Source organism: Pedobacter yonginensis, from assembly GCF_003173595.1.
Classification (GTDB): Bacteria; Bacteroidota; Bacteroidia; order Sphingobacteriales; family Sphingobacteriaceae; genus Pedobacter; species Pedobacter yonginense.
The window spans coordinates 420,179-445,660 of record NZ_QGNZ01000003.1 but is presented as its reverse complement, the minus strand read 5'-3'; the positions used below and the strand labels follow the sequence as shown (position 1 = coordinate 445,660).

The window sequence follows — 25,482 nt, the reverse complement described above, 5'->3', positions numbered from 1 at the left end:
TATGATTTGTAAACTCCATAAAAATTCTTTTCGAGCGATATTTATCGGAACAATTTGCTTCTGTTAAATATTTTTATATTCTTTGTTATTTGGCAACATCGAAGAATTGAGATTTCAATAGGTTTTAATGATGTGATCCAAAAATATTTTTCTAACCATATCCTTTATCATAAATGAAGAAAATCAAAATTGTATTTTTTTTCATCCTTTCACTAAACATTTCGGTTGCTTTTTCTCAAAACGATTCCAAAAGAAATCGCTTTATTAACGATTTGATGAGCAAAATGACTATTGATGAAAAAATAGGTCAACTCAATCTTATTTCACCGCCGGGAAATATTCAAACGGGTGCCGCGGTAAGTGAGGATGCTGAGAAATACATCAAAGAAGGAAAGTTAGGTGCTGTGCTTAATATGACAACACTTAGCCGCATCAAAAAAACGCAAGAAATAGCAGTTTCACAGTCTCGTTTGAAAATACCACTCATTTTCGGCTTAGATGTTATACATGGTTACAAAACCGGTTTTCCTATTCCATTGGCGCTTTCTGCCTCTTGGAGACCCAATTTAGCCGAAAAAGTAGCGCAAATTTCTGCAAAGGAGGCTTCTGCAGATGGAATTAATTGGACTTATTCTCCCATGGCAGACATTGGTAGAGACCCAAGGTGGGGAAGGGTAGCAGAGGGGGCAGGAGAAGATCCTTTCCTAGCATCTAGAATTACGGAGTCCTTTGTAAGAGGCTATCAAGGCAATGACCTTTCGCTTAACAATACCATTCTCGCTTGTGTAAAACACTTTGCATTATATGGCGCTTCTGAAGCGGGACGAGATTATAACTCGGTAGATATGAGTAAGAATCGAATGTATAACGAATATTTTCCGCCATATAAAGCTGCGATTGATGCAGGGGTAGGATCGGTGATGACTTCATTTAATGATATTAATGGCGTTCCTTCAACCGCTAACAAATGGTTGCTCACCGATGTACTGAGAAAGCAATGGGGATTTAATGGTTTCGTGGTGACAGATTTTACAGCCATTAAGGAATTAATCGCACACGGTTTGGGAGACAATCAGCAAGTTGCTGCCAGAGCATTCCAGGCCGGGACAGATATGGATATGGTGGGAGAGGACTTTCTAAAAACCCTAAAAAAATCTTTGGATGAAGGTAAAGTTTTAGAAGAAGACATCAATAAAGCGTGCAGAAGGATTCTAGAAATGAAGTATAACTTGGGTCTGTTTGATGATCCTTATCGTTATATTGATGAGAAGAGATTGAAAACAGATATTTTAACGGCTGAGCACCGAAAAATCGCTAGAGAAATTGCTGCTCAGACTTTTGTTTTAATGAAGAACGACCAAAATGCACTTCCGTTTAAGAGAACAGATAAAATAGCCTTTATAGGGCCTTTGTTGGATGACCAGATCAATATGCCCGGCACTTGGGCTGTAGCTACCGATTATAGGGAATCTATCACTTTGAAAGCTGCATTAGAGGAACTTAAGGAAAAGAATAATTTCTACTTTTCAAGAGGTTGCAACATCACAGAAAATGTTGAGCTCGAAAAAAATTCATACATCGAATTTGCTAAAGAACAGCCTAAAAAATCGCCCGAAATTTTATTGCAAGAAGCTATCGAAACAGCAAAAAAAGCAGATAAGATCGTTTTAGTGTTGGGCGAAGCTTCAGAAATGACAGGAGAATGCTCCAGCAGAACGGATATTCGTTTTCCAGGAAATCAACTTTCGCTGCTTCGTGAAATGAAAAAATTAGGTAAGCCAATCGCAGTTGTTTTATTTACCGGCAGACCTTTGGATCTTACTAACATGATCGATTATCCAGATGCTTTACTGAATGTTTGGTTTCCAGGTATAGAGGCTGGGCATGCCATAACAGATGTTTTGTTTGGACAAGTGAATCCGTCAGGTAAATTGAGCATGACTTTTCCCCGTTCTGGAGGGCAGATACCGATTTATTACAATCATAAAAATACTGGAAGACCATTAGAATTTACGGATAATCGTTTCGAAAAATATAAATCGAATTATCTTGATGAAAAGAATACGCCATTGTTTCCATTTGGTTTTGGGTTAAGTTATACTCAATTTAAATATGGCGAGTTACAGTTATCTAAAGGCCAATTACAAGGAAACGAAACGCTAAAGGTTAGTATTGCCATCTCAAATATTGGAAACTACGATGGTGAGGAAATTGTACAACTCTACATCAGGGATAAAGTTGCCAGTATTACGCGTCCGGTTAAAGAACTTAAAGGTTTTAAAGCGGTTTCGCTAAACAAAAATGAAACCAAAACCATCACTTTCGATATCACTCCAGAATTACTAAAATTTTATAACGAGGAATTAACGTACGACTGGGAGGAGGGTGAATTTGATATTATGATTGGAACTAATTCTCAAAATTTAACCACTAAAACTATATTATGGAAAAAATAAAATTTTTAGCACTGCTTTTTGCCTGGCTTCCTATTGCCTTATTTGCACAAAAACCCAATGAAGCGAAAGTTAAAGAACAAATCCCGATTATGGGGGTAAAAAAAGGGCTATCTGATGCAGATTTAATGGAGACTGTACAAAAACAAACTTTCCGTTTCTTTTGGCACTACGGCCATCCGGTATCTGGCATGGCTAGAGAAAGAAGCAATACCGTTAACGCTAACTATTACTGGGATTACATCAATCAAGCATGGGATGAACCTAATCTAAGTAAAGGAACTTTCGGGCCAGAAGCCATCGCTGTGGGTGGAACTGGTTTCGGTATTATGAGTACCGTTGTTGCTGTGGAGCGGAAGTGGATTTCGAGAGAAGCTGGATTGGATAGAATTATTCAAATTGCAGATTTCCTGACCAAGGCAGATCGTTTTCATGGGGCTTTTCCGCACTTTATGGATGGCACAACGGGAAAAGCCATTCCTTTCGGAAGGCTTGATGACGGTGCAGATTTAGTAGAAACCTCCTACCTTATGATGGGCTTTTTATGTGCCAGAGAATATTTTAATCAGAACACCACCAAAGAACTCTACCTTAAAAAAAGGGTAAATGATATGTGGGATACCATCAATTGGAACTGGTTTACCAATAACGAGAAAAAACTCTACTGGCATTGGTCGCCCTATCAAGGTTTTGATATGAATTTTCCGATTTGGGGCTGGAACGAGGCCCTAATTACTTACCTTATGGCAGCTTCCTCTAATTGGCATCCCATTTCTAGAGATGCTTATAACGGCACCTGGGCAGGATCTACAGGGTTTAAAAATGGAAAAAAATATTATGGCTACGAACTCCCTTTAGGCAATTATGATTCTGATAAAGGTGGGCCACTTTTCTTTGAACAATATACATTTCAAGGCATTGATCCAAGAGGATTGAAAGATAGTTTAAATGTAGATTATGAAGTACAAACCAGAAATCATACACTGATAAACAGGGCCTATTGTATCGAAAATCCAAAGAAACACGTTGGCTATAGCGAAAAATGTTGGGGGCTTACCGCTGGAGACAGCTATAAAGGTTATATCGCACACAGCCCTGATAACGATTTTGGGGTAATTCAACCCACAGCAGCAATCTCATCTATGCCATTTACACCAAAAGAAAGTATGCAAGCCATGCGTTATTTCTACGAAGAATTGGGTAATAAAATATGGGGAGAGTATGGTTTTCATGATGGATTCCATCTAGGTAAAAATTGGTCATCAAATACTTATTTGGCGATAGATCAAGGTCCGATTGTGGTTATGATTGAAAACTATAGAACGGGCTTGCTTTGGAAATTGTTTATGAACACTCCAGAAATTAAAACCGGGCTAAAACGACTAAGTTTCACCACCAATAGCCCTTTACTAAAAAAATAAGATTATGAGTAGCTTTAACCTAACTTCAGAACAAATTGCCCAATATCATCAAGATGGGTTTATTATCGTTAATCGGTTTTTATCGTCAGAAGAGGCTCAGAAACTTCACTCAATAGCGGTAAATGATGATGTGATGAAAAAAAATGCTTTTGATTTAAACGATCAAACTGGTAAAAAGACAAAATTAAGCCTTTGGTACACCCCAAGTAATGATACCTATGGACTACTGACCAAGTCTGATAGGATGATTCATAATGTAGATAAGTTGCTAGATGGAGACGCAGCCGTTTGTCACTTTCACTCTAAACTGATGCAGAAAGAGCCAAAAGTAGGGGGTGCTTGGGAGTGGCACCAAGATTATGGATATTGGTATAAAAACGAATTTTTATTTCCAGAGCAGATGATTTCTGTAATGATTGCCATTACTGATGCCAATAAAGAAAACGGCTGTTTACAAGTCATAAAAGGAACCCATAAAATGGGAAGGGTAGAACACGGATTTTCTGGCGAGCAAGTTGGTGCCTCTCAGCGCTATGTAGATTTGGCGTTGAAAACCATGGAACATGTTTTCGTTGAATTAAAAGCTGGAGATGCCTTATTTTTTCATCCCAATTTACTGCACCGTTCGGAAGCCAATACATCAGATTTTCCTAGGTGGAGCTTAATCTCCTGCTATAACCGAGCCTCTAACATCCCTTATAATGAACCAAACCTAAGTTGTATAAAACCTATTGAAACCGTTGCAGATGAGGCATTGATGACCAGTGCATCAGAAGGGCTATCCGGCAGTACAGACTTTTTAATTAAAGAAAAGGATGAGGCACTTAAATAATGAAGATTAAAGTTTTAGCCACCCAATGGGGAAGTGGATCTTGGTCTGCTTCCTATTTTTTAGATTATGTTAAGGCGAATGATTATGCAGGTATAGAAATTAATATGCCTCAAGATCAGCAATACGTTTCTGAGTTTCTGTTGAAATTGGATGAAATAAGAGCTACTGAAGATTTTACGTTTGTAGGTCAGGCAGTTTTAGCCTATCAGAACGAAGGTTTTCAGGATCATTTAAAAAGGTATAAGCGTAGGCTGGAAGAAGTTATTTTGTTAAAGCCAGATTTTATTAATGTGCAAACAGGGACAGATTTTTTCAGCTTTGATGAAAATTGTGCGTTTATTGAATGTGCTCTGGAGCTTTCTGAAAAAAATGATGTTAAGATCATCCATGAAACACATCGTGGGAAGTTCTCCTTCCATAGCTTAAAAACGTTAGAATACTTAGAGAAATTCCCTGAATTAGAACTTACCGCAGATTTATCCCATTGGTGCAATGTATCGGAAAGTTTATTGGTGGGGCAAGACGAAATTTTGGATAAAATTTTCCCCAGGGTAAGGCATGTACATGCCAGAATAGGTTTTGCACAAGCCTCACAGGTCAATCATTTTATGGCGCCAGAATGGACAGCGACTACAGCACAATTTTTGCATTGGTGGAAACAAATTTTGGAAGCCAATGAAGGGAAGGAATTCACCTTTTTAACGGAGTTCGGCCCACAGCCCTATCTGCCAAGCCTGCCTTTTAGTGGTGTGCCTGTAGCAGACCAATGGGAATTGAACTTAAAAATGAAAGATTTCTTGCTTCAGAATCTATAATCGGGTAAGCATAAGGGAATTCAATAGGTTTTCTCATGTGGTTTTAATGTAGTTTTTGTAATTAAGTCGAAATAGGATTTATTTTGGAATAAATTTTGTCTGAAAGGATATCTGATGTGGTATAATTTCTAATTATTTAGCAATATTTTAAGTTTTAATCGCTTAAAATTCGTGTCATAATTCAAATCATTCTAAATTTGTAACTCCTTTAAGATAAGATGACAAAAAAGAAAAAGACAGTTGGTAAAACTGACGCAGATGTAATTTTAATAGGGGCTGGCATCATGAGTGCAACCCTTGGGGTTTTGTTAAAACAACTAGAGCCTAATTTAAGTATAGAAATTTACGAACGCTTAGATATTGCAGCAGCAGAAAGTTCTGATGCCTGGAATAACGCAGGTACGGGTCACTCGGCTTTTTGTGAATTAAATTACACGCCCGAAAAGAAAGATGGAACGGTTGAAATTAAGAAAGCCGTGCAAATTGCAGAGCATTTTGAGGTTTCCAAACAGTTTTGGTCTTATTTGGTTGAAAAAGGATTAATTTCTGATCCAGAAAACTTCATTCGTAAAATTCCGCATATGAGTTTTGTGTGGGGGAAAAAGAATGTAGATTATCTTAAAAAACGTTACGATGCCTTGCAAACATGCGATTTGTTTAAGGATATGGAGTACACCGAAGATACTGAGGTTGTTAAAGATTGGGCTCCATTGATTATGGATGGGCGTAAGAAGGGTGAAAAAGTGGCTGCAACCAAAATGGATTTGGGTACTGACGTAAATTTTGGTTCGCTTACCCGCGATATGTTCAATAATCTTAAAGAGCAAGCGCATGTAAATCTTTATTTTAATCACGAAATTCGCGATTTAACGAAAAATAAGGATGGGAATTGGGTTATTAAAGTAAAAGATTTAGAAAGTGGTGATAAGCGTAAGCGTGTTGCCAAGTTTGTATTTATCGGTGCTGGTGGTGGTTCTTTGCCACTGTTAGAAAAATCTGACATCCCTGAAGGAAAAGGTTTTGGTGGTTTCCCAGTGAGTGGGCAATGGCTAAAATGTACCAATGAAGAAATTATTGCCAAACATCACGCGAAAGTTTATGGCAAGGCTGCGGTTGGTGCACCACCTATGTCGGTTCCGCATTTAGATACCAGAATGATTAATGGTAAACAAGCCTTATTGTTTGGTCCTTATGCTGGTTTTTCCACTAAATTTTTAAAAAATGGTTCGTTCTTAGATTTGCCAAAATCAATCAAATTTAACAACATCCGCCCGATGCTTTCGGCAGGCTTACATAATCTTGATTTGACGAAATATTTAATTGAGCAGGTTAGACAATCGCCTGAAGATAGACTGGAAGCCCTAAAAGAATATCTTCCAAAAGCAGAGCTAAAGGATTGGGAATTGGAGTACGCCGGTCAGCGTGTTCAAGTAATCAAAAAGGATGAGAAGCAGGGCGGTATTTTAGAGTTTGGAACTGAAGTGGTAAATGCGTCTGATGGTTCTATTGCGGCGCTTCTTGGCGCATCGCCAGGTGCATCTACAGCAGTATCTATTATGCTGGATTTGTTAGAGCGTTGTTTCAAAGAAGATTTGGAGACCCCAGAATGGCAAGCGAAGATTAAAGCAATGATTCCTACTTACGGTAAAGCATTGGCCAATGATGAAACGCTTTGCAAAGAAACAAGAAGCAGAACTTCTAAAATTTTAAAAATAGAACACGCTTAATCTTCTATTAGATTATTGGTTGGTATCACCGCACGCAAATACAGCATAAGTAATTTTTAAATCTCTTTCAGAAGCCTCGGTTCGTGCTTTCACGAACCGAAAAAGCTGTGAGGGGGAAAGACCGAAGCAAGCCAATATCCATTAAGATGCTGAAATTAATTCAGCATGACGGATGTCTTCTAAGAGATCGTTATAGGAAGTCGTCACCCTGAATTTATTTCAGGGTCTTAGCTGGGTTTTTAAATGTATTTTCGGTGCGCATAAGGATAAACCAATTTTGATCCCATTAAGATGCTGAAATTAATTCAGCATGACGTAAGGGTCTGGAAAATCCTTTTCAGGTGTTGTCGAGCTTGTCTTATAAATCAACCTGCGCTTGCAAAATTATACTTTGCAATGCGAACGCACCCAACACGTTAATTGATTTACTTCAATTGCAAATTAAACCCGATGGCACGGAAAGCCGCTATTTTTCATAGCGCTTGGAGAAACAGCGGGACAGAACCTAGCCGATAGACCACAGCTATTGCTTTTCAAATATTTAAAAGCGAAGTTTTAAGCGGCAATTACCTCTGCAACTTCTTCTGGAGAAATATCGCTGTGTGAAGATTCTAAAACGCAATCTCCATCTTTAATTAATAATATTTGAGGTGATTGATGTGCAACTTGAAAGATATCAGCGATTTTATTTGAGATTTCTCTATAGCTAATTAAATCTAGAAAATAAAGTTTGGTATCTTCTGGAATAACTTCCCAATTGTACTCAAAATTCTTTTTTGCCATCATGCTGATTGAGCAACGCGTACTGTGTTTAAAGATAAGGCTGAAACCACTTGAGTTTTTAATCTCATCTAGCTGTTCCATCGAAGTTAAGTTAACCCAAGTCATGATATGATAAATATTTATTTACAAAGCAACAATTGCAGACAAACTATTGTTCTGCAAAATTTCGTAAGCGGTAAGTTATGAGATTGAAATGAAGATTAATTTCTTCTGCGTCTGCCTTCTGGATAAGAACCATAAGCTGGACAAAGTTTAGAAGAACAAGATTCTAAAATGGTAATGGTGCAAAACACCGCCAATAATAAGATGGCAACTTTTTTCATCTGATGCAATTTTTAAAACTCTAATGTACAAATATTTATTAAAACCTAGGTTTAAATGTTTGCAGAAAAATCGGCCATTTTAATTGCTGTTATAGCCGCCTCATCGCCCTTATTGCCATGTTTACCACCTGCTCTATCTTGAGCCTGTTCTAAGTTATTGGTGGTTAAAACGCCAAAAATAACTGGTTTACTGTATTTTATGCCAACATTTGTTACCCCTTGCGCAACTGCATCGCAAATAAAATCGAAGTGTTTGGTATCACCTTGAATCACACAGCCTAGGCAGATTACAGCGTCAATATCGCTTCTTTTATTTAATAAAATTTCGGCACCGCCAGTCAACTCAAAACTCCCCGGTACAGGAAACGAGTGAATATTTTCTTCTTTTACGCCATTTGCCAATAGTGTTTTTAATGCGCCATTATACAGGGCACCTGTAATTTCTGCATTCCATTCGGCTACAATAATTCCAAATGTATAGTTTGCTCCATTTGGAACGGTTGTATGAGAAAAATCAGATAGATTTTTTAATTGTGTTGACATGGGTGCAAAGATAGTGCTAAGCCTCCAATGTTGAAAGAAAGTAATGTTTAAATGTTGTAAGTTTATGTGCTTTGCCCAACACCGCAGTTTTAAAAAGAGAAAGAGGCTTTAACTAACCTGCGCTATCCTTAATGTAAGGACTAAGCTTATGGAAAGGATAAATTTTTAACTTTGGGCAAATATTCAATCAAAATTTATGAAAGTTTACGGAATTCCAAATTGCAATACAGTAAAAAAATCTCTCGATTGGTTAAAGGCGAATCACATTGATTTTGAATTTCATGATTTTAAGAAAAAGGGCATCACTACAGAGAAGCTGAATGAGTGGTGCAATACTTTTGGTTGGGATACGGTATTAAATCGCAAGGGTTTAACTTGGAAAAAACTAAGTAAAGAGGAGCAAGCGAAAATTGACAATCAAGACTTAGCAATTGCATATTTATTGGAAAATACAAGCGCAATTAAACGTCCCATTGTAGAAAATGGCGGCAAAGCCATATTGATTGGATTTGATGATGACAAATATGCGCAAACACTAGCCTAGTTGAGTTGTTTAATGTTAAAGTTTGTTAAAAGCGAGTTTTAACTGTTAAACTAAATTACTTTTGAATATGTATAGGCTAATCATTCTACTTTTCCTTGCGCTTCCTTTTAGCGGATTTACACAAACAGTTGCAACTGGTGCTGTTTTCGATTATAATAAAAAAACACTTTCATTACCTGGTGTTACGGTTAGAAATTTAACCACCAAGAAAACCTCAACCACCAACAATGCCGGTAAATACACCATTGGCGCTAATGTTGGTGATTTAATTGAATTTACTTTAGTAGGATATCATACAGATACCTTGTACTTAACAAATTTGTTGAACAGAACCATCTATCTTCCTGTAAAAAGCAATAGCCTAAGCGATGTAGATATTACTGCAGTAAAGATGAATAAGGAAATCTTGAATGCTAAAGATCCACTAGCAGAAAAATACACACTGCTTAACACTGGTGGCAATTTAGATCGGAAAAGAATGAAGGACAAAGTTGGGGGCTTAAATCTCAATTTGGGTTATGGTAAGTACAAAAGGCAGCAACGAAAAGAGGCTGATTTAGAGGAGCGAGAAGGTTATTTACAAGAAATAGATTATAATTTTACCGAAAAGGCTGTTACAGAACTAACAAAATTAGAGGGCGAAGAATTAAAAAATTTCATGATTATTTACCGCCCATCGGTAGAGCAGGTTAAAGCTGAAAGACCTTACCGTTACGCATTTTACATATCAAGGGCTTTTTATGCTTGGAAAAAATTAACTCCTCAACAAAGAAAACTTCAGGATTTGCCGAAACTCAAGGCAAACTAGAATTCCCTTCAAATTGGTAACATTATTTGCACAATGAGGGCTTAATGTGCAGATTTTTTATATTTACCAATTCTAACAACCTTATTATGAATTTAAGAATAAACAGACTAATCACTTTAAGTTTGATTTGTTGTTTAGTGGCGTTTAAAGTCTCTGCGCAACAAGCTTCAACCCCTACAACACCAGCCGCCAGCAACTATGTCCCTTCAGATGCTTTTGGCCCTCTATTTTACACACAAAATGGTAACGAATTCAGATCGGCCATGGGCACTCCCGGCCCGAAATATTGGCAAAACCGTGTTGACTACAACATTACGGCCAGTTTAGATGAAACAAAAAATACCATTACAGGTACAGTTACCATCACTTACAAAAATAATAGTCCCGATAAATTGCCGTATTTATGGTTGCAATTAGATCAAAATACCTTTAAGGAAACGTCGCGTGGCTATGCAATCACGCCAGGCAGAAGTCGTTATGGCGCCCAAGGGGAAAAATTTGATGGAGGCTACAAAATCCAGAATATTTCAGTTTCTCAAAAGGCGGCTCCTGTAAAATTCACCTCTTTAGTTGAAGATACGAGAATGCAGATTCGTTTAGATCAGCCAATGGCTGCAAATGGAGATTTGGTTACCATAAAAATGGATTATTCTTATGTTTTACCAAAAGAAGGATCGGATAGAACTGGACATTTGACCACTAAAAATGGGGAGATTTTTGCTGTTGCCCAATGGTTTCCACGCATGTGTGTTTATGATGATGTAATAGGCTGGAATACTTTACCTTATTGGGGCGGTGGCGAGTTTTATTGCGAATATGGCGACATCAATTTTGCCATTACAGCACCTGCAAACCATATTGTAATGGGTTCAGGAGAGTTGTTAAACCCACAAGAGGTTTTTACGCCAACACAATTACAAAGATGGAATGCCGCTAAAAATAGTGATGCAACAGTACATATTCGTACAGAAGCCGAAGTTACCGATCCTAAATCTCGTCCGGCTAAAGACAAATTAACTTGGAAATTTAAGATTACCAATGCTCGTGATGCCGCATGGGCCTCATCAAAAGCTTTTGTGTTAGATGCCGCTCGCATCAATTTGCCAAGCGGTAAAAAATCGTTGGCTGTATCTGCGCAACCTGTAGAAAGCAATGGAGTTGATTCTTATGGTCGTGGTGTAGAATATGTGAAAACAACCATCGAACATTACTCCACAAAATGGTTCGAATACCCTTACCCAATGGCCGTTAACGTAGCCACAAATATTGGTGGTATGGAATATCCTGGGATTGTTTTTTGCGGTTGGACAGCTAAAAAAGGAAGTGCATGGGGCGTTATCGATCATGAATTTGGACATACTTGGTTCCCAATGATTGTAGGTTCCAATGAGCGTAAGTTTGGTTGGATGGATGAAGGTTTTAATACCTTTATCAATGGAATATCATCTAAAAACTTTAATAACGGAGAATACAAACAACGCGATGCCAACATGAATGCAATTGGTAAAAGTGTTATCGGCAATCCGAGATATGAAAATATTATGTTGATGCCTGATGGCATGGCAGAAGCCAATATCGGAATTAACCTTTACAGCAAACCAGGTTGGGGCTTGAATATTTTAAGAGATCAAGTTTTGGGGGAAGATCGCTTTGATTTTGCTTTTCGCCAATACATTAAAAACTGGGCATTTAAACACCCAACACCTTATGATTTTTTCCGTTCGATGGAAAATGGAGCTGGCGAAGATTTAGCTTGGTTTTGGAGAAGCTGGTGGTTAAACAACTGGAAAATGGATCAAGCCGTTACCGATGTTTTGGCCGTTAAAAAGGATGGAAAAATTACAGGTTACACCATCAAGGTCGTTAATCTGGAAAAAATGCCAATGCCAATTATACTTCAAATTAAAACCAAAAGCGGAAAAACAGAAATTGTAAAAGTTCCGGTTGATGTTTGGATGAAAAACACCAGTTGGACAGTTCGTTATCCAACAACAGAGGAAGTGGTATCAGTCGTTTTAGACCCGAATAAAGTATTGCCAGACGGTAATGCCGACAACAACAGCTGGAGTTCGGGTGAAGGCAGTTCTGCAGCTACATCGACTGTTAATTTAGATCAATATGTTGGAGTATATTCAAGTGCAAAAATGCCGGTTAAAATTACGATTACAAAAGCTGATGGGAATTTAATGGTTCAGGCTACTGGGCAACAACCCTTCCCATTAACTTATGTTAGCGGTAATAAATTTTCTTTCGAAGAAGGTGGCGTCGATATGGATTTCGACTTAACTAAAAAAGAAGTAACCCTAAGTCAGGGTGGCGAAAGCTATGTTTTTGCAAAAGACAAATAGCGATTAAAATACATTCAAAATGCCCGGCAAAATTTGTCGGGCATTTTTTTTGCGCTGGGTTTGGCCTATGATGTAAGACGTAACACTGTTGCCGTACAATATAATTTCAGATAATTTATTTAATAATATAACTTTGTACAATGGCCGAAGCGCAAAAAAATAATCCTTTACATGGCATCACGCTAGAAAAAATCGTTACCGATCTTCAAACTCATTATGGTTGGGATAAATTAGGTATGCTCATTAAAATTGATTGCTTTAATAATAATCAAACCATCAAATCGAGCTTAAAATTTTTAAGAAGAATGCCTTGGGCACGCAAAAAGGTAGAGGGTCTTTATCTAGATACTTTTCATAAATAATTTCGGCCAATCATTATCAGCCTTATCCTACAAATGATGGTTTAAAACCTTCAGTTTAGCATCTTGCTGAATTTTCTGCTAAAGTTTTCACAAAAATTCATCTTAACTGTCACATTTTAGTTTTTCTGGTGTCTTATGTTTGTTGGCTATTTGGAAAAAAGCTAATCGTCAAACCAAACAAAAATTAAAATTTAGTTATGAAACCCTATTTATTAGCTATCCTATGCCTTTTATCTACGAAAGTCTTCGCACAACAAAGTATTCGCATTAGCGGACAGGTTGTAGAATCCAAAACCAGTCTTCCCTTAGAATATGCAGGTATTGTACTGTTCAGCAAAGCAGATTCAACCAAAAAAGTTGGTGTTGTTACCAATAAGAGGGGAGAATTTACTTTTAATGCAATTAATAGGGGTGATTACAGAATCAAAATTTCTGTAATCGGTTACAATTCCATCACAAGAAACATCAGTATAGGCGATAAAGATTATAACTTGGGTATTGTTAAAATGGAGGAAGATGCCATTTCACTTAAAGATGTAGCGATAAATGGGCGCTTAGCAACAGCAACAGTTAAGAAAGATACCGTTGAATTTAATGCCGATGCGTATAAAACAAAACCAAACGCCGCCGTTGAAGACTTATTGAAAAAACTGCCTGGTGTTACCGTAGATAAGGATGGAAGCATCCTAGTGCAAGGACAAAAGGTAACTCGGTTAACTGTTGATGGAAAAGATTTTTTCGGAACCGATCCCAAAACGGCCACTAAAAATCTCCCTGCGGATGCCATTGCAAAAGTTCAGCTAATTGACAGCAAAACGCAGGAAGCAAAAGCCACTGGAATTGATGATGGCCAGCGAGAAAAGGTATTGAATTTAACCATAAAAGAAGATAAGAAAAAAGGCTGGTTTGGAAATGTAAATGCGCTGGGTGGTACAACCGATAAGTATAACGGATATTTAAGTGCTAACCATTTTAATAAGAACCTGCAATTTGCTGTTTTAGGCATGAGCAATAATACCAACGATGCAAGTTTTGGTTACGACGATTTAAGCAGCTTTAGTGGTGGCAATATTGGTAATATTTTTGCGCCTCCGGCTGGTGGTAATTTCTCTATAAGTAATAATAATGGTAAAGTTACGGTAGGGGGTAGTGGCGTTTTTGATAACAATGCCATTGGCTTATACACTACCCATAGCGGTGGGGTGAATTTTAGTAACACTTGGGGTAAGAACAACAAACTTGCCATCAGCGCAAGCTATTTCACCTATTTTTCTTCTGGTTTGGGAAATAAACAATCCAACATTCAAGATATTAACTCCACTGACATCTTGCGTACGCTGGATTACACCAATAGAAACAGCGATAACCAAGCCCATCGATTTAACTTTAAGGCAGAGTATCATCCTGATTCTTTAACGGATGTCGTGCTACGTCCAAATGTAATTTTGAACAATACTACCAATATCAATAACCGTTTTTTTAATGCTGCTTTTGATGGAACGGGAAAAGCGAATGATGGAACACAATATTACAATCAACATAACTTTACGCCATCCTTGTTTGGAGAGTTTTCAGTGCTAAGAAGGTTGGTTAACAAAAAGGGATCCATCTCAATTCGATTGAATGCCACCAGCAACACCTACAATTCTGATTGGCTAAATCGTTCTGTTTTAAATCAATACACAGGTACAGGCACAACTCTAACCAATATTAACCAACAGGCCAATCAAGAAAACGACTCCAAAAACTACACTGCTAATGCAAACTACGCCAGGCAATTCAATCCCAAATGGAGCGGAAACATCACTTATGGATATACCAAAAGTGTGATCAACGCAGAACAAACTACCTTTGACTATAATGCCACGACAGATCGCTATGAAACAGTGGTTCCATCTCTAACCAATACTTTTGATAACAACAACAGTTTGCAAATTGCTGGGTTGGGATTTATCTATACTGGGAAAGATTGGACCTATAACTTTGGCGTTAATGCACAAGAAAGCGTTTTGAATGCAAATATCTTTAGCAACACGGGTAGCAGCATTGGTAACATCGAAAAATCTTATTACAATCTCTTACCAAGATTAACCGTCAACTTTAAGAATAATGCCAACCAAACCATTGCAATTAACTACAGGGCTAGTGTAAACCTTCCATCCATTACAGATTTACAACCTGTGCAGAACAACACGAACCCACTTTATCAGCGGCTGGGAAACCCCGATTTGGAAGCGCGAAAAAATCATCGGTTATCGGTAAACTTCAATACGTTTAGTCCTGACAATAACCAATATTGGAACGGGTATTTTCTATATAATTTGGCTTTCGATGATACGGGCAATAATATCACCTACATTAATGGTATTCAAACTGTAAAACCAATAAATGTAGATGGAAATTATTATTTAAGGGCGGGAACATTTTTTGGAATGCCCACTAAATTAAAAGGTTTAAGAATGAATTATGGCCTCAATATATTCGCCGAGCATCGAACAAACTTTATTAGTGATGTTAAAAATATCACGAACCGATACGAAGCTGGCCCGAACATCAATTGGAGTTATGATGTTGATGATAAGTTTAATGCAAGTATTTACGCATATGTGGCCTATACGAAAGTTAATAATTCTGCAGAAGCCGCCATCGACAACAAATACTTTACCCTTAATAACGATTTGAGTTTGAGTTACGAGTTTATCAAGGATTTAAGAATTGAGGCCGATTTAAGTCACATTGGGTCTGCAGGTCGGGCCGATGGTTTTAACAACAACTACTTCTTACTTAATGCCGGCATTAACAAATATGTAATGCAGCGCAGAATAACGATCAGCTTTAAAGGTTTCGATATTTTAAAACAAAATACCAGCATCGATCGGATTGTAAATAGCAGTAGGATAGAAGATGTTCGGTACAATAATATTACGAGGTATTTTTATTTATCTCTAAATTATAAATTATCAAAAGTTGGTCCTAAAGGTGAAAGAGGAAATCCTAGAAATACAGTAAATTAGAATTCTGAAAATAAAGGGGATGTGTATCAATAATCAAAAATAGCTTTGGTAAAAAAAAATTAATGGGCAAGAATTGGTGCTTTTAAATCATAATTATGATTTATTCAAAATATTAACTGAAGATTTCAAGCGAAAATGAATGATTCAGCCTTTTTCAAATTGTCATCTTAAATTTTATCTTTGATGAATCACACTTCAAAATCTATGAAAAAAGCGCTAATCATCACTTGCCTCATTTATTTAACCCTTCCTTTTTCTTCCTGTAAGAAAGGACAAATCAAAAATCTAAACAGTATTGGTTACGGAACTTCTTTTGGCATGTGTATCGGCTATTGCTCCAATAACTTAACCATCAGCGATTTAAAAGTTGTGTTCTCAAAATCAAAAAATGGGCAGACCCCTGATACCAAAACTTGTAGTAAAAGTATTTCTCAGGATGATGTTAACGCAATAAAGAACTTACTTAATGATGCTAGAATTTCGGCTTTGCCAGAAGTTATAGGCTGCCCCGATTGTGCCGATGGTGGTGCAGAATATGTGGCCGTTAATGCAGATGGCAAGCAGTACAAAATTACCTTCGAATACGGTAAAGCGCCCAAAGAACTTGAAGCTGTTGTAAGTAAACTGAAAGCCCTTAAAGACAGCTTCAAGGATTGCAATTAATTAATTTCCTAAAATAATCGGTGCACTTTTACCGTTGCCCATAATAATTACTTTGGTATTTGGAGATTTAGCAATTTCTTTCTGAGCCAAGATGGATTCATATTGTAATTGTTTATCGCTCAAGCCTGTGGATAGAATTTTTTGATAATCCGCTATACCCTGAGCTTCTACGCGTTTACGCTCAGCTTCCTGACGCTCTTTCTGCAGTACAAAAGTCATTTTCTGAGCATCTTGTTCGGCATTGATTTTAGATTCGATGCTGGCTTTAACTGATGCAGGTAAAGTGATGTTTCTCACCAATAATTGCTCGAGCTCCAAGCCTCTTTTTGTAAAGCTCTTATTTATTGTAGCAAATATTTTGGCCTGAAACTCATCGCGTTTGCTTGAATACAAGGCAACAGCATCATACGAAACCGCATTGTCTCTTATCGCAGTTCTGGAAACCGGACGGACAATTTTTTCTAGATAGTCTGTGCCAATTTCCTTTAAAATATTTGGTGCCGAACTTGCCTTCACTCTGAATAAGACAGAAAGATCGATTACAACTTCCAGTCCATCGGCCGATAAAACTCGAAGCGCATCATCGCCTTGCTTATTTCCCTCATCATGAACGCCAGACATGGTGTAGTTTTGGGTTTTAACATCAAATGGTGTAACCTCAGCGATGGGATTAATTACATTTAAACCGCTGTATAAAACTTGATTATCTACTTTCCCAAATACTGTTTTAACGCCTACCTCGCCCGCGTCAATTACCTTAAACATAGATAGCGACAAGCCAATAAGTACGATTACAATACCAACAATTTTTATCAGATTTCCATAGCGGCTAGCCGGATGGTTTGGTGTAGATAACAGAAAACCTACAATTAGAATAATAACACCTAAAATGCTTAAGAACATATAATTAAATTTAACTGATTAAAGATATGCTATTTAATGTGATGTTGGAAAAAAATGATTGGGGGTTTTTAACTTAGATTGAAAATTAGATTTTTGGATAGTCATTTTTTAAAATAAATTTGGTTTGTTACCATTTTGGTAATACTTTTGCTTAAACATTTGTATGCGAATTATTGCTAAAAAAACTATAGTTACATTTTATAAAGAATATAGTACTGCTAAAGCTAGTTTAGAATCTTGGTATCATGAGGTTGTTGAGCAAGATTGGAGTATGCCGTCGGATGTCTTTAAGGCGTATTCTACAGCAGACGTTATACATGGCAAACGATTCGTTTTTAATATAAAGGGTAATGACTACCGATTAATAGCTGATATTGAATTTAAGCTAAAGATTGTTTTTATAATTTGGATAGGTACCCATGCAAATTATGATAAGATTAATGTAAAGGAACTAAAATATGTTAAAAATAATTAAAACAGAAGATGATTATGAATCGGCTTTAGAAAAAGCTTATTTACTAATGCAAAATGACATTGTTTTAGGCTCTAAACAAGCTGATGAATTAGAGTTGCTTACACTTTTAATTGAGCATTACGAAGAAAGTCACTATCCAATTTTACCTCCATCTCCAATTGAAGCTATAAAATTTAGATTGGAGCAATTAAATAAGGCTCCAAGTGAATTGTCAAAAATTTTAGGGGCTCGTAGTCGCCAATCTGAAATCTTAAGTGGAAAGCGCAAATTAAGTTTAAGCATGATCAGGAAATTGCATGCAGTTCTTCATATACCCGCAGAGAGTTTGATTGGGGCTTATTAAGCTAAGTAAGTCATTAATAATTGTTGAGAATCTCCTTCCAAAATAATTCTCTTTCAAAACTAAGCCCAATATAAGCGTAAAGCCGCCGTTTTTTCTTCGGCGCTTGGAGCAATAGCGGGGCCGAACCTTACAAAAGAACTACTGTAATTGCTTTCCAAAGAAAATAGCACGTCGATTAAGATGCTGAAACACGTTTAGTAAGATCGATGTTTATTCTTCGACGCAGATTTATAACCTCTTATTGTTAAAGACAAAACCAAAAACTCTGGCCTCCAAACTTTTTGCGCTAACCCCTTGATTTTTAAAAAGAATTGTTCTACTTTTGCAGTCCGTTTTATGGGCTATCTGTAAGGAAGCCGGGGGAGCGGTAAATAATTAAATAAAAAATTAAAAAAGCACAATGCCAACCATTCAACAATTAGTTAGAAAAGGTAGAGTAGCACTGGAGTTCAAGAGTAAGTCTCCAGCGTTGGACAGCTGTCCACAGCGAAGAGGTGTATGTACACGTGTGTACACCACTACCCCTAAAAAACCAAACTCAGCAATGCGTAAAGTAGCCCGTGTTCGTTTAACGAACGGTAAAGAGGTTAATGCATACATTCCTGGAGAAGGTCACAACTTACAGGAACACTCAATCGTATTGATTCGTGGTGGTCGTGTTAAAGATTTACCAGGTGTACGTTATCACATCATCCGTGGTGCATTAGATACATCAGGTGTTGCTGGTCGTAACCAACGTCGTTCGAAATATGGCACTAAACGTCCTAAACCAGGACAGGCGGCTGCTGCACCAACAAAAGGTAAAAAGAAATAATCGGGAGGAAATAAGAAATGAGAAAGTCAAAACCAAAAAAGAGAATTATTCTTCCTGATCCAAAATTTAATGATATTCAGGTAACTCGTTTTGTAAACAATATGATGTACGATGGAAAGAAATCTATCGCTTATGATATTTTTTACGATGCTGTTGAAATTGCTGAGAAAAAAGCAGGAGAAAACGGTTTAGAGATATTTAAACGTGCATTAACGAACATTATGCCAGCTGTAGAGGTTAAATCTCGCCGTGTTGGTGGTGCTAACTTTCAGGTTCCAACTGAGGTTAGACCAGAGCGCAAAACGGCTTTAGGTATGAAATGGTTAATTTTATACGCTCGTCGTCGTGGTGAAAAAACGATGAAAGAAAAATTAGCTGGAGAGATTGTAGCTGCGGCTAAAGGCGAAGGTGCTGCTGTTAAGAAGAAAGAAGATACGCACAAAATGGCTGAGGCTAACAAAGCGTTCTCACACTTCAGGTTCTAAATATTAAAATGATTGAATGATTGAATTTTGAGTGAATGAATGCGAATTAAGCCATTCAATCATTCTTTAATTCAATCATTCGCTAATTATAAACAATGGCAAGAGATTTAAAATTTACAAGAAATATCGGAATCGCAGCTCACATTGATGCAGGTAAAACTACAACAACAGAGCGTATTCTTTATTATGCTGGTGTTAGTCATAAAATTGGTGAAGTGCACGAAGGTGCTGCAACAATGGACTGGATGGCACAAGAGCAAGAGCGTGGTATCACGATCACTTCTGCTGCAACAACTGTTGAGTGGAAATACAGAGGTCAGGCTTACCACATGAACATTATCGATACACCAGGACACGTGGATTTTACCGTTGAGGTAAACCGCTCGTTACGTGTATTGGATGGTTTAGTGTTCTTGTTCTCTGCAGTTGATGGTGTTGAGCCTCAATCAGAAACAAACTGGCGTTTAGCTAACAACTACAATGTTGCTCGTATTGGTTTCGTTAACAAAATGGACCGTTCAGGAGCTGACTTTTTAAAAGTTGTTAAACAAGTTAAAGACATGTTGGGTAGCAATGCAGTTCCATTGCAATTGCCTATCGGTGCTGAAGACGGATTTAAAGGTGTGGTTGATTTGATCAACAACCGTGGTATTGTTTGGAATGAGCATGATAAAGGTATGACCTTTACTGAAGTGCCTATCCCAGAAGATATGCTTGATGAAGTTGCTGAGTGGAGAGAAAAATTATTAGAATCAGTTGCTGATTATGATGAGTCTTTAATGGAGAAATTCTTTGAAGATCCAAATTCAATTACTGAGCGTGAAATTTTAGATGCTTTACGTGCTGCTGTTTTAGATGCTAAAATTGTACCTATGGTTTGTGGTTCATCTTTCAAAAACAAAGGTGTACAAACCATGCTTGATTATGTGATGGAATTATTGCCTTCACCTTTAGATAGTGAAGGTGTTATTGGTACCAACCCAGATACAGATCAAGAAGTTTTATTAAAACCAAGTATTAATGAGCCATTTGCAGCGTTAGCTTTTAAAATTGCAACTGACCCATTCGTAGGTCGTTTATGTTTCATCCGTGTGTATTCAGGTAACTTGGAAGCAGGTTCTTATGTTTACAATACACGTTCAAACAATAAAGAGCGTATTTCTCGTATCTTCCAAATGCATGCTAACAAGCAAAATCCTGTACCTAATGTGGCTGCTGGTGATATTGCTGCGGTAGTAGGCTTTAAAGATATTAAAACAGGTGATACACTTTGCGATGAGAAGAACCCAATCATTCTTGAATCAATGAATTTCCCTGAGCCAGTTATCGGTTTAGCTATTGAGCCTAAAACTCAAGCTGACGTTGATAAATTGGGTATGGCTTTAGGTAAATTGGCTGAAGAAGATCCTACATTTAGAGTACAAACCGATCAAGAAACTGGTCAAACTGTAATCTCTGGTATGGGTGAGTTACACTTAGATATTTTAATTGACCGTTTAAAACGCGAATTTAAAGTAGAAGTTAACCAAGGGGCGCCACAAGTAGCTTACAAAGAAGCAATTTTTGGTACTGCTGAACATCGTGAAGTTTATAAAAAACAATCTGGTGGTCGTGGTAAATTTGCCGACATCAAAATTGTTATTTCTCCAATTGATGCTGATTTCGAAAAAGGCGGTTTGCAATTCGTAAACGAAATTGTAGGTGGTTCGATTCCGAAAGAATTTATCCCATCTGTTCAAAAAGGTTTCGAAGCTGCTATGGCTAATGGTGTATTAGCTGGTTATCCGCTTCCTGATATGAAAGTTCGTTTGATTGATGGTTCGTTCCACGCAGTCGATTCAGATGCTTTATCTTTCGAGCTTGCAGCTAAGATGGCTTATCGTGAAGCATTGCCTAAATGTAAACCAACTTTGATGGAGCCAATCATGAAAATCGAAATCTTAACCCCTGAAGAAAACATGGGTGATGTTATCGGTGATATGAACCGTCGTCGTGGTCAATTATTAGGTATGGATACTCGTAATGGATCTCAAGTAATTAAAGCAACTGTGCCACTTTCTGAAATGTTTGGTTATGTAACTCAATTACGTACAATCACTTCAGGCCGTGCAACTTCTACAATGGAATTTGACCACTATGAAGCTGCGCCTAAAAACGTACAGGATGAAGTAATTGCTAAATCAAAAGGCAGAGTTAAATCAGAAGACTAATAATAGAGGTGAGATTTGAGATATTAGAGGAGAGAAAAAATCTCAATACTAAAGTCTCAAGTCTCAATACTCACATCTTAAAAATAAATCCGGTCTTTGTTATTAATAGCTCTAACAAGGATCATAATTAAATAAAAAAATGAGCCAAAGAATCAGAATTAAATTAAAATCTTACGATTACAACTTGGTAGATAAATCTGCTGAGAAAATCGTAAAAACTGTTAAACCTACGGGTGCAGTTGTAAGTGGACCAATTCCACTTCCTACAGAGAAAAAAATCTTTACTGTTTTACGTTCTCCACACGTAAACAAAAAAGCAAGAGAGCAATTTCAATTATGCGCTTATAAACGCTTATTAGATATTTATAGCTCTAACTCGAAAACAGTTGACGCTTTAATGAAACTTGAATTACCTAGTGGTGTTGAAGTTGAAATCAAAGTTTAACTGATTTTAAAAAGAACTGAAAGTCTCGATGCAAATCGAGACTTTTTTTTTGCTAATTTTTAATGCCAAAAGCAGAAACAAATCCTGACTCCTAATCGTTGTTATTATTGATATCCATTTGATTTATGAAAAAGCAAAACATACCGAATTCAGAAGAAGTAGTTGAGGGGCAGGATTTTGCCGATCCAAAGGAAGTCCAGAATGAAAAGCCTTCATCACATGGTGAGGTTGGAAACCAAAAGGGTGGCGATTTTTCTGATTTGGAAGAAAGTAGAATGGAACATCCCCCGAAGCACCGCGATGAAAATGGCTCAGATAAAACGGACGCCGATGTTACCAAAGGGGTTGGACAATCTTCGGGGATAGATCATCAATAGATCAATCTATAATTCCGTTTCTGATTACGAAATTAATTAGGGCAGCCGTATTTTTTTTCCCCGTTTTGTCTAACAAGTTTTGTCGGTTACCTTCAATTGTTCTCTTGCTTGTGAATAATTTCTCCGCAATTTCACTATTCGTATAACCCTCCGCAATAAGGCCTAAAATTTCCAATTCTCTTTTAGAAAGATCAATGTCTGATTTTAACACGCTTGATGAGCCTATCGCAAAGCGACCGCGCAACTGGGCTAAGAGTTTAAGCGTAATCGTTGTACAAATATATTTATAGCCTTGTGCAACATTCTTTATCGCAAATATAACTTCATCTATATTTACACTTTTCAATAAAAAGCCACTCGCGCCAGCATCTAAAGACTGTGAAACGTAATTTTCGTGATCGAGACTGGTTAAGATGATGACTTTAATTCTGGGGTATCTGGCTTTAATGATTGAAGTTAACTCTATCCCGCTGATATCAGATAGATTAATTTCCGTGATGATGATGTCTAACTCCAAATCACCCTTTAAATGATTCAATACATCAGTTCCGCTGGCAGCCTCAGCAATAATTTGTATTGCTGGCTCATTATCCAATAAGGCTATGAGGCCGTTTCTCATAATTGTATGATCATCAGCGAGTAATACTTTGACTGGAATTTTCAATTTTTACCGAAGTGCTAAACTTGTGTTATTGCCAAATATCGAAATAATAACTACGCTTAAGATTTGAGTAACTACGCAAAATCTGCGTATTTATACTGATTAAGGGCGATTATGAAAGTCAATCTTTGGGAAAGGATCTTATCTATTGTTAGGGTTATTTGTAAGACCAACTGGTGAAGAAGATTCAATTTAAGTATAATTAGATGGATAACTCTATTTATTATCTGGTTCGCGCAAGCCAAGAGCGTAATTCTATACTAATTTATCGTCGCTTTTCTATTATTAGTGCTGAACAGGCTGCATGGAAACACTATATGTGTTTCGTGCCCTAACTTAATGCTAAACTTTTTATGACCATTATATGTTATTAATAAAAGCCTATGTAAAAAGATTATGAATACTGGAGAAGAAAATACGAATTCAATTGATTCCGGAAGGGATAAGAATCAGGATCAAAATATTGAGTGGGATAATGGAGAACCAACTTATGGTCACGCCGTAAACCCTTCATCAATTAAACGGAAGGATGCACCTAGCGAAGATCACTTAAAAAATATTGAGGAAGCTGATGCAACAAACATTATATCCGATTTGAAAAATGTAAATTTAACGAATGATTCTGACCTCGGTGGTAGAAATAGCGACGAGGAAAAAGGTATTGGTGGCAAGAGCTTATAAACAAAAGAGGGATCATTTTTTGCATGATCCCTCTTTAATAGCATGACTTTTCCGGTAGATGGAAATTAATTTAGAACTCCACAACTTTAAAATTTAATCAAGAAACTGATAATCAGCTCTTCAATTGTTTAGTCAAAGAAATTTTGGTTAATCGTGTTGCGAGTCCTAATAATAAAACAAAATTCAACATCTCAACCCGATTCTACAATGGATGTTGAAACAAAATTATTGACATATGTCATCTATTCAACATCCATCACCGAGCCATTATATTCAGTATAAATCGCTCGTCTGCGTATAATCTTTTTTTACGCTATTTCCGTACTCTTTTGCTTTCTTTATAAGGTCCGGCGCATTTTCTTTAAAATCATCAATCAACGATTTTCCATCAATTTCTCTTTTTTTGGTCGCGTACTTGAAACCATAAACGGCTGCAGCGCCTAGTATTGCATATTTTAATAAGCTCATAATATTTATAATTTAATTGTTTTAAATTCCTGTGTTCAAAGCTTCATCTTCATCTTTTTCATTAATGTTTGATTGTGGCTTTTGATCAAAATCTTCCGATGAACTGCCCGTATGGCTTTCTGCACTTTCTACGGTAGGGTGTTTATCTGGACTATTGTATGCATCATCGCTTAAAGAGTCTTTACCTTGCGTGCCTGTGTTATCATAGCCATCTCTCGCGGTAATAGAGCCTTTTATATGATCTGTATTGGCTTGGGCATTAGTTTCTTTACCAAAACTAGTTACCTCGTTGCCATCATTGCCAGCCTCATACTGTTTTTGGACGTCCGATTTTGCTTCTCTATTTTCCTCTGAACCTACGTAACCCTCAATATGTTCTTCCTTGTTATAGATGCTGGTTTTCATAATCTCTTTTCGTAAAAAACAGTTTATAGCGGAAATGGTTTCATTTAATTTAATAAGGCTATCGCAGTTTGGTGGCTGGCCAACCTTCGCCTGCATACTGTGTACCTATTTTTGGCGCCAATGATTAAGGTAAGAATGATTGTATTTGGAAAGGATCTGATTGATTTCTTGGCGGCCTGCGGTCCGTCTTTCCGCTAAATCCCCGATTGAAAAAATCGGGGGATACCGCTTCAATACGGTTTAGTGACAAGGGTTTGTGCAACAATCGTATCGCAGTTTGGTGGCTGGCTAACCGCTGCCTGCATACTGTGTACATATTTTTTGCGCCGATGACTAAGGTAAGAATGATTGTATTTGGAAAGGAACGGATTGATTTCTTGGCGGCCTGCGGTCCGTCTTTCCGCTAAATCCCCGATTGAAAAAATCGGGGGATACCGCTTCAATACGGTTTAGTGACAAGGGTTTGTGCAACAATCGTATCGCAGTTTGGTGGCTGGCTAACCGCTGCCTGCAAACTTTTTAAATATTTTGCGCCTATAGCTAAGTTAAGAATGATTGAATTTGGAAAGGAACGGATTG

Annotated in this window: 26 protein-coding genes; 19 read left to right on the top strand and 7 right to left on the bottom strand. The window is 37.3% G+C overall.

Translation table 11 applies throughout. The features are described from left to right. Nucleotides 1-173 precede the first annotated feature (173 nt). From bglX to DHW03_RS13575, 5 genes are all read left to right on the top strand, one after another. A complete protein-coding gene (bglX, locus tag DHW03_RS13595; RefSeq protein ID WP_109926378.1) occupies nt 174-2,456 on the top strand; it encodes a beta-glucosidase BglX in 2,283 nt (760 codons plus the stop codon). Further along, nucleotides 2,444-3,874: a glucoamylase family protein gene (locus tag DHW03_RS13590; RefSeq protein ID WP_109926377.1), complete on the top strand. Its 1,431-nt coding sequence runs from the start codon at nt 2,444-2,446 to the stop codon at nt 3,872-3,874. The genes bglX and DHW03_RS13590 overlap by 13 nt, the downstream gene beginning before the upstream one ends. 4 nt (nt 3,875-3,878) lie before the next feature. Further along, nucleotides 3,879-4,706, top strand: a complete 828-nt coding sequence (locus tag DHW03_RS13585; protein WP_109926376.1) for a phytanoyl-CoA dioxygenase family protein — start codon at nt 3,879-3,881, stop codon at nt 4,704-4,706. Beyond that, nucleotides 4,706-5,521, top strand: a complete 816-nt coding sequence (locus DHW03_RS13580) for a sugar phosphate isomerase/epimerase family protein (protein WP_109926375.1) — start codon at nt 4,706-4,708, stop codon at nt 5,519-5,521. Before DHW03_RS13585 ends, DHW03_RS13580 begins: the two co-directional genes overlap by 1 nt. Nucleotides 5,522-5,739: 218 nt before the next feature. Further along, complete coding sequence (locus DHW03_RS13575; protein ID WP_109926374.1) at nt 5,740-7,248, top strand: malate:quinone oxidoreductase; 1,509 nt, start codon at nt 5,740-5,742, stop codon at nt 7,246-7,248. Nucleotides 7,249-7,803: 555 nt separating this feature from the next. Here DHW03_RS13575 and ytxJ read toward each other — a convergent pair. From ytxJ to ribH, 3 genes are all read right to left on the bottom strand, one after another. Beyond that, nucleotides 7,804-8,136 carry a bacillithiol system redox-active protein YtxJ gene (gene ytxJ, locus DHW03_RS13570; protein ID WP_109926373.1) on the bottom strand — a complete coding sequence of 111 codons (333 nt, stop codon included), beginning with the start codon at nt 8,134-8,136 and terminating at the stop codon, nt 7,804-7,806. A 95-nt stretch (nt 8,137-8,231) separates the two neighbouring features. Next, the gene (locus DHW03_RS19580; RefSeq protein WP_262503181.1) at nt 8,232-8,354 is read right to left on the bottom strand and encodes a hypothetical protein; all 123 of its coding nucleotides are present in this window, start codon (nt 8,352-8,354) and stop codon (nt 8,232-8,234) included. 51 nt (nt 8,355-8,405) lie between these two features. Next, complete coding sequence (gene ribH / locus DHW03_RS13565) at nt 8,406-8,897, bottom strand: 6,7-dimethyl-8-ribityllumazine synthase (protein WP_109926372.1); 492 nt, start codon at nt 8,895-8,897, stop codon at nt 8,406-8,408. A gap of 196 nt (nt 8,898-9,093) precedes the next feature. Here ribH and DHW03_RS13560 point away from each other — a divergent pair, with 196 nt between their 5' ends. The 6 genes from DHW03_RS13560 to DHW03_RS13535 all read left to right on the top strand — a co-directional run bounded on the left by DHW03_RS13560 (nt 9,094) and on the right by DHW03_RS13535 (nt 16,636). After that, complete coding sequence (locus DHW03_RS13560) at nt 9,094-9,441, top strand: Spx/MgsR family RNA polymerase-binding regulatory protein (RefSeq protein ID WP_109926371.1); 348 nt, start codon at nt 9,094-9,096, stop codon at nt 9,439-9,441. 67 nt (nt 9,442-9,508) lie between these two features. Then, entirely contained in the window at nt 9,509-10,249 is a 741-nt protein-coding gene (locus tag DHW03_RS13555) for a hypothetical protein (protein WP_109926370.1), read from the top strand. 86 nt (nt 10,250-10,335) lie between these two features. Next, complete coding sequence (locus DHW03_RS13550; protein ID WP_165825421.1) at nt 10,336-12,597, top strand: M1 family metallopeptidase; 2,262 nt, start codon at nt 10,336-10,338, stop codon at nt 12,595-12,597. Nucleotides 12,598-12,737: 140 nt separating this feature from the next. Next, nucleotides 12,738-12,959: a VF530 family protein gene (locus DHW03_RS13545; protein ID WP_109926369.1), complete on the top strand. Its 222-nt coding sequence runs from the start codon at nt 12,738-12,740 to the stop codon at nt 12,957-12,959. 197 nt (nt 12,960-13,156) lie between these two features. After that, nucleotides 13,157-15,973 (top strand): TonB-dependent receptor, encoded by a 2,817-nt coding sequence (locus DHW03_RS13540; RefSeq protein ID WP_109926368.1) that lies wholly within the window; start codon nt 13,157-13,159, stop codon nt 15,971-15,973. Nucleotides 15,974-16,177: 204 nt separating this feature from the next. Further along, nucleotides 16,178-16,636: a hypothetical protein gene (locus DHW03_RS13535; RefSeq protein ID WP_109926367.1), complete on the top strand. Its 459-nt coding sequence runs from the start codon at nt 16,178-16,180 to the stop codon at nt 16,634-16,636. Here DHW03_RS13535 and DHW03_RS13530 read toward each other — a convergent pair whose 3' ends face one another. Continuing rightward, nucleotides 16,637-17,539 (bottom strand): prohibitin family protein, encoded by a 903-nt coding sequence (locus DHW03_RS13530; protein WP_109926366.1) that lies wholly within the window; start codon nt 17,537-17,539, stop codon nt 16,637-16,639. Between the two features lie 163 nt (nt 17,540-17,702). On the opposite strand from DHW03_RS13530, the gene DHW03_RS13525 reads away from it, so the two are divergent. From DHW03_RS13525 to DHW03_RS13495, 7 genes are all read left to right on the top strand, one after another. Next, nucleotides 17,703-18,014: a type II toxin-antitoxin system HigB family toxin gene (locus tag DHW03_RS13525; protein WP_109926365.1), complete on the top strand. Its 312-nt coding sequence runs from the start codon at nt 17,703-17,705 to the stop codon at nt 18,012-18,014. Then, a complete protein-coding gene (locus DHW03_RS13520) occupies nt 17,998-18,357 on the top strand; it encodes a helix-turn-helix domain-containing protein (RefSeq protein WP_109926364.1) in 360 nt (119 codons plus the stop codon). Before DHW03_RS13525 ends, DHW03_RS13520 begins: the two co-directional genes overlap by 17 nt. Nucleotides 18,358-18,757: 400 nt before the next feature. Further along, entirely contained in the window at nt 18,758-19,171 is a 414-nt protein-coding gene (gene rpsL / locus DHW03_RS13515; RefSeq protein ID WP_109926363.1) for a 30S ribosomal protein S12, read from the top strand. 17 nt (nt 19,172-19,188) lie between these two features. After that, a complete protein-coding gene (gene rpsG, locus DHW03_RS13510; protein ID WP_109926362.1) occupies nt 19,189-19,656 on the top strand; it encodes a 30S ribosomal protein S7 in 468 nt (155 codons plus the stop codon). A 95-nt stretch (nt 19,657-19,751) separates the two neighbouring features. Next, entirely contained in the window at nt 19,752-21,866 is a 2,115-nt protein-coding gene (gene fusA / locus DHW03_RS13505; protein ID WP_109926361.1) for an elongation factor G, read from the top strand. A gap of 139 nt (nt 21,867-22,005) precedes the next feature. After that, complete coding sequence (gene rpsJ / locus DHW03_RS13500) at nt 22,006-22,311, top strand: 30S ribosomal protein S10 (protein ID WP_008244591.1); 306 nt, start codon at nt 22,006-22,008, stop codon at nt 22,309-22,311. A 125-nt stretch (nt 22,312-22,436) separates the two neighbouring features. Continuing rightward, nucleotides 22,437-22,688 carry a hypothetical protein gene (locus DHW03_RS13495; RefSeq protein ID WP_109926360.1) on the top strand — a complete coding sequence of 84 codons (252 nt, stop codon included), beginning with the start codon at nt 22,437-22,439 and terminating at the stop codon, nt 22,686-22,688. Between the two features lies 1 nt (nt 22,689). Here the strand turns inward: DHW03_RS13495 and DHW03_RS13490 are convergent, their stop codons facing one another. After that, nucleotides 22,690-23,352 carry a response regulator gene (locus DHW03_RS13490; RefSeq protein WP_109926359.1) on the bottom strand — a complete coding sequence of 221 codons (663 nt, stop codon included), beginning with the start codon at nt 23,350-23,352 and terminating at the stop codon, nt 22,690-22,692. Between the two features lie 393 nt (nt 23,353-23,745). Here DHW03_RS13490 and DHW03_RS13485 point away from each other — a divergent pair, with 393 nt between their 5' ends. After that, on the top strand, nt 23,746-24,030 hold the full coding sequence (locus DHW03_RS13485; RefSeq protein WP_109926358.1) for a hypothetical protein: 285 nt from the start codon (nt 23,746-23,748) through the stop codon (nt 24,028-24,030). A 273-nt stretch (nt 24,031-24,303) separates the two neighbouring features. On the opposite strand, the gene DHW03_RS13480 is transcribed toward DHW03_RS13485, so the two are convergent. Together DHW03_RS13480 and DHW03_RS13475 are read right to left on the bottom strand one after the other, a co-directional pair. Beyond that, complete coding sequence (locus tag DHW03_RS13480) at nt 24,304-24,498, bottom strand: hypothetical protein (protein WP_109926357.1); 195 nt, start codon at nt 24,496-24,498, stop codon at nt 24,304-24,306. Between the two features lie 21 nt (nt 24,499-24,519). Then, a complete protein-coding gene (locus DHW03_RS13475) occupies nt 24,520-24,903 on the bottom strand; it encodes a hypothetical protein (protein WP_133248525.1) in 384 nt (127 codons plus the stop codon). Nucleotides 24,904-25,482 lie beyond the last annotated feature (579 nt).

What these genes read in the sequence shown, in the direction of transcription:
- DHW03_RS13535 (WP_109926367.1), top strand. Translation starts at nt 16,178, where the DNA reads ATGAAAAAAGCGCTAATCATCACTTGCCTCATTTATTTAACCCTTCCT.
- DHW03_RS13485 (WP_109926358.1), top strand. Translation starts at nt 23,746, where the DNA reads ATGAATACTGGAGAAGAAAATACGAATTCAATTGATTCCGGAAGGGAT.
- DHW03_RS13475 (WP_133248525.1), bottom strand. Translation starts at nt 24,903, where the DNA reads ATGAAAACCAGCATCTATAACAAGGAAGAACATATTGAGGGTTACGTA.
- fusA (WP_109926361.1), top strand. Translation starts at nt 19,752, where the DNA reads ATGGCAAGAGATTTAAAATTTACAAGAAATATCGGAATCGCAGCTCAC.
- rpsJ (WP_008244591.1), top strand. Translation starts at nt 22,006, where the DNA reads ATGAGCCAAAGAATCAGAATTAAATTAAAATCTTACGATTACAACTTG.
- DHW03_RS13525 (WP_109926365.1), top strand. Translation starts at nt 17,703, where the DNA reads ATGCGAATTATTGCTAAAAAAACTATAGTTACATTTTATAAAGAATAT.
- DHW03_RS19580 (WP_262503181.1), bottom strand. Translation starts at nt 8,354, where the DNA reads ATGAAAAAAGTTGCCATCTTATTATTGGCGGTGTTTTGCACCATTACC.
- DHW03_RS13560 (WP_109926371.1), top strand. Translation starts at nt 9,094, where the DNA reads ATGAAAGTTTACGGAATTCCAAATTGCAATACAGTAAAAAAATCTCTC.
- rpsG (WP_109926362.1), top strand. Translation starts at nt 19,189, where the DNA reads ATGAGAAAGTCAAAACCAAAAAAGAGAATTATTCTTCCTGATCCAAAA.
- DHW03_RS13585 (WP_109926376.1), top strand. Translation starts at nt 3,879, where the DNA reads ATGAGTAGCTTTAACCTAACTTCAGAACAAATTGCCCAATATCATCAA.
- DHW03_RS13590 (WP_109926377.1), top strand. Translation starts at nt 2,444, where the DNA reads ATGGAAAAAATAAAATTTTTAGCACTGCTTTTTGCCTGGCTTCCTATT.
- ytxJ (WP_109926373.1), bottom strand. Translation starts at nt 8,136, where the DNA reads ATGACTTGGGTTAACTTAACTTCGATGGAACAGCTAGATGAGATTAAA.
- DHW03_RS13495 (WP_109926360.1), top strand. Translation starts at nt 22,437, where the DNA reads ATGAAAAAGCAAAACATACCGAATTCAGAAGAAGTAGTTGAGGGGCAG.
- ribH (WP_109926372.1), bottom strand. Translation starts at nt 8,897, where the DNA reads ATGTCAACACAATTAAAAAATCTATCTGATTTTTCTCATACAACCGTT.
- DHW03_RS13520 (WP_109926364.1), top strand. Translation starts at nt 17,998, where the DNA reads ATGTTAAAAATAATTAAAACAGAAGATGATTATGAATCGGCTTTAGAA.
- DHW03_RS13550 (WP_165825421.1), top strand. Translation starts at nt 10,336, where the DNA reads ATGAATTTAAGAATAAACAGACTAATCACTTTAAGTTTGATTTGTTGT.
- DHW03_RS13545 (WP_109926369.1), top strand. Translation starts at nt 12,738, where the DNA reads ATGGCCGAAGCGCAAAAAAATAATCCTTTACATGGCATCACGCTAGAA.
- DHW03_RS13575 (WP_109926374.1), top strand. Translation starts at nt 5,740, where the DNA reads ATGACAAAAAAGAAAAAGACAGTTGGTAAAACTGACGCAGATGTAATT.
- DHW03_RS13580 (WP_109926375.1), top strand. Translation starts at nt 4,706, where the DNA reads ATGAAGATTAAAGTTTTAGCCACCCAATGGGGAAGTGGATCTTGGTCT.
- DHW03_RS13530 (WP_109926366.1), bottom strand. Translation starts at nt 17,539, where the DNA reads ATGTTCTTAAGCATTTTAGGTGTTATTATTCTAATTGTAGGTTTTCTG.
- rpsL (WP_109926363.1), top strand. Translation starts at nt 18,758, where the DNA reads ATGCCAACCATTCAACAATTAGTTAGAAAAGGTAGAGTAGCACTGGAG.
- DHW03_RS13555 (WP_109926370.1), top strand. Translation starts at nt 9,509, where the DNA reads ATGTATAGGCTAATCATTCTACTTTTCCTTGCGCTTCCTTTTAGCGGA.
- DHW03_RS13540 (WP_109926368.1), top strand. Translation starts at nt 13,157, where the DNA reads ATGAAACCCTATTTATTAGCTATCCTATGCCTTTTATCTACGAAAGTC.
- bglX (WP_109926378.1), top strand. Translation starts at nt 174, where the DNA reads ATGAAGAAAATCAAAATTGTATTTTTTTTCATCCTTTCACTAAACATT.
- DHW03_RS13480 (WP_109926357.1), bottom strand. Translation starts at nt 24,498, where the DNA reads ATGAGCTTATTAAAATATGCAATACTAGGCGCTGCAGCCGTTTATGGT.